The 2,912-nt window shown below is 46.0% G+C and carries 3 protein-coding genes; 1 reads left to right on the plus strand and 2 read right to left on the minus strand.

The features are described 5' to 3' along the window. Together ENN47_02540 and ENN47_02545 are read right to left on the minus strand one after the other, a co-directional pair. A partial coding sequence (locus ENN47_02540) for an aminoglycoside phosphotransferase (GenBank protein HDP77065.1) occupies nucleotides 1–426 on the minus strand: 426 nt, incomplete at its 3' end. A 59-nt stretch (nucleotides 427–485) separates the two neighbouring features. Next, the gene (locus tag ENN47_02545; protein HDP77066.1) at nucleotides 486–1,754 is read right to left on the minus strand and encodes an MFS transporter; all 1,269 of its coding nucleotides are present in this window, start codon (nucleotides 1,752–1,754) and stop codon (nucleotides 486–488) included. Nucleotides 1,755–1,932: 178 nt separating this feature from the next. Between ENN47_02545 and ENN47_02550 the strand changes: the two genes are divergently transcribed. After that, the coding region (locus tag ENN47_02550; GenBank protein HDP77067.1) for a hypothetical protein at nucleotides 1,933–2,912 on the plus strand (980 nt) is incomplete at its 3' end.

The raw sequence follows: 2,912 nt of genomic DNA on the forward strand, positions 1-2,912 counted from the left end.
CAGTGACTTCAGCAGATTCGTTCTTTCAAGCTGATCGTAGTCGATTTCTTTTAGAGCTTTGTGGAGCCTTCCGGTAAAAATGCCTAGTTCAACCGCCATCTCAGGAGTGGCATGAGAGATGTTGGAGTCGGCCTTTTCTCCTTCTATGTAAGAAAACAATGAGTAAACGTACTTGCCGATCCTTACTTCAGACTTGCCGTTGCGGGCATAAACGGGAGCTGAAACAGGAACTCCGGTACCGACAAGATTCGCAAGAAGCTCACTTTGACAAGATTCAGCTGGAACACTCGCGGCCCTTCTCTTCAGCACGTATAAAAAACTTCCGGAGCTGACCACCGAAGCTCTGCCATTCAAAGCTCTCTCAAACCTGATCTTTTCCTTAAACCCCCAGAACCTGGAAATCCGGGAAAAGGGAATTCTAGACATATATAATCACCCCGGATATACAAACATAATCATTATACAACATTTCGATCCGATAACGTTCATGCCGACGCATCACTTTTCGCCGCTGAAATTCTCTTCCTGACTCTGTGTGCCATCGTCGTTCCCAGTACCAGCAGGACCGTAACTACACCGGCCCAGAAGAATGCGCTCCCTCCGCCCGCCCGGTCCGCGATCGATCCGACAAACATGTTTCCGAGCGGCGTCGAGCCGGCAAACACAAGAGAGTAAACACTCATAACTCTTCCTCTATACTCGTTATCGGAGTTTATCTGCATGAGGCTGTTGGCAGTGGTAGTGAAGAAGATGTTCGCAAATCCCATACTACCGATAAGCAAAGCCGAAAGCAAGTAAGAACGATTGAAGCCCATAATGATGAAAAGCGAAGAAGTTATGAACGGCACGACAAAAAGCCTTACTCTGTTCGGCCCTCTGGAACTCCCCCCAGCAACAATCAAAGCTCCAAGCAACGACCCGACTCCCAAAGAAGACATCAGAAGTCCGTATCCCTGAGCATCGAGACCGAGTTGGTTTCTTGCAAAGACAGGAATCAAAACACTGTAATTCATTCCAAACGTACTGACGATTGCTAGAATCAAAGTGGTGGTAGTCAGTATCGGACTCTTGAAGAGATAGATGAGGCCTTCCTTGATATCAGGTATCACAGTCCCCTTTGGTCTCTTCTTTACAATCGGCGCTACGTCAATTTTCAACAGTCCAATTATCACAGCAATAAACGTGATTCCATTTACGAGGAAGCACCAACCCGCACCAACAAGCGCCATCACTACCCCCGCCAAGGCCGGTCCTACGATTCTTCCAAGATTAATGACCGTTGAGTTCAGCGCGACTGCGTTAAGAACCACATCGCGACCCACCAATTCGATCATGAAAGATTGTCTTGCAGGAATGTCGAGTGTCTTGACCATTCCGAGACCAAACGCCAGAAGGAAGATGTGCCAGTATTGAACTGTATTCGTGAAGACAAGAATCGCAAGTATAAATGCCAGGATCATCGAGGCTATCTGAGTTAAGATTACGATGCTTCTTTTGGGGAAACGATCTACGAAGACCCCCGCAGGCAGTGACAGAATGAGCACCGGCGTGAACTGCGCTACGCCGAGAAGACCCAACAGAAAAGGTGAATCCGTTATCGTCAAGACAAGCCATGACTGGGCGGCTGTCTGCATCCATGTTCCCATGACGGATATCAGCTGACCTACCCAGAAATATCTAAAATTTCTTACTTTGAGTGCCGGAAAAGTCTTTTCCATTCTAGAGAAGAGCAAATCCTGTAAACTGTTAGCCAAACGAATCATCTCCGTGGCTATTGTACTATATTTCCCGGGGTTATAATTGAAGTGTGGTCAATAGTCTTCAGATACTATAATTGAACAGAGAGAGTACTGAAAATGGAAGATTGCACCAAGAATGAAAGCCCGTAGGTTCTTTCAGACCACCAAGAAGCGAAGGAAGGAGGCAAATTATATGGATAATGTCGCAACACGCGTTCTTCGAAAAGCTGAGATGGAAAAAGAACTTCAACAGCTACTCAGTGCAGAGGCAGGGATCAAATCAGATTCATATCTTCTCACTTTCTACTTTCCGATGGAGAATCTTAAGAGGAGCGATGCGGAAAAACATTTGAAGTCAAATATTCTCGACTGTCTGAGAAAGGACGAGAAGATAACCGGTATGGGGAAGATTCATCAGAAGGTTGTTGAAGCCGTCCTAACCAAACTCGGAAACACCGATGATCTGGGAAGGGGATTGGCAATTTTCGTGGAGTTTCACACAGGCGAAGATGTTAAGAACGATAAAGCAATCGAAGGCGTCAAAATCATACCGCTTCATAGAAAGCCCGAAAAGGAGATCTACGTGGGCAAGACATTCGATCTTGATCAACTGATCTGGCTTTCAAGCTCCTCAGCGGAGGCTCTCGTTGTCTCTCTGGAGAGGGAAACATCAACATACTATGTAATGGAAGGAAGAAAACTCTCTCTTATTAAGAGCGTGGAAAATGAGTTCATTCGAGAGAAAGAACAGGAGTATCTCGAAGAGTACTCTCCCTCGCCTTCATCGGGAGCAATGTATCACGGAAACGCTTCTGAGAAAGTCAGCAAGGCAAAGGAAGAAGAAAACAGGAGATTCCTTCAGAAAGCCGCCTCACTGATCAAGAACGATGAAGAGATTCCAACAGACGTAGAATATCTCGTCTTCTTTCACTCTTCTTCGTTCAGTGAAAGTATCGATAAGTTCCAGAAGGAGGCGAAACACCTGATTCCAGAAGCATACCCGATCTTCGTTCAAAAGACACTCAATCAGGAGAGGCAACTACAGGAAGAAGTCGACAAACTGATAGATATAGAAAGCAGGAGACTTCGAAAGGAATTTCTGGAGAAGGCTCAGGAGAATTTCGACAAGTATGTCGAAGGCTGGACGGAAGTCTCTAAAGCAGCAAATGACAG

This window comes from Mesotoga infera (assembly GCA_011045915.1).
Taxonomy (GTDB): domain Bacteria; phylum Thermotogota; class Thermotogae; order Petrotogales; family Kosmotogaceae; genus Mesotoga; species Mesotoga infera_D.